A 487-nucleotide genomic window follows, 5' to 3' on the forward strand; every position below is an offset into this window, starting at 1 on the left:
GTTCGAACTCCTTGTCGGAGTCGCCGACCGGACCGAAGACGCGCAGCATCCGGTCGCCGCCGAAAAACAGCGTGTCGAGCGCACCGGTCATGCCCTTGATCATGCCGATCGAGGCGATATCGATGTGCTCGTCGACCTTCGGCGGCATTTCGGCCACCACCAGCAGCCGCGAGACGCCACCGTCGCGCACCGCGATCGCCTTGGCGCCGATCGCCATCAGCACGTCGTTCTGGGCCGTGCGCGACAGCGAGGTGGATTCACCTTGCACCAGCACGATCGACACCGCCGCCGCCGTGCTCAGCCGCTCCTTCAGCCAGTTCAGCCGGTAGCTCGCGATCCAGGGCAGGAAGATCAGCACTTCGGCCAACAGCACGAAGACGATGGTCAGCAGCAGCAGCTTGGTCGACAGGCCGCGCGACAGCGGAACCGTGCGCACGGCGGCTGGCGCCTCGGTGGACGCCGCCGTGCCGATCCCTTCCTGTGCCTG

At 66.9% G+C, this 487-nt stretch carries 1 pseudogene; it reads right to left on the bottom strand.

Going from position 1 to position 487, the window contains the following annotated elements:
• A pseudogene (locus EN749_RS37060) lies at positions 1 to 472 on the bottom strand (sensor histidine kinase); the annotation flags it as partial.
• Positions 473 to 487 lie beyond the last annotated feature (15 nt).

The sequence above is a fragment of the Mesorhizobium sp. M7A.F.Ca.ET.027.02.1.1 genome (assembly GCF_004022985.1).
Classification (GTDB): domain Bacteria; phylum Pseudomonadota; class Alphaproteobacteria; order Rhizobiales; family Rhizobiaceae; genus Mesorhizobium.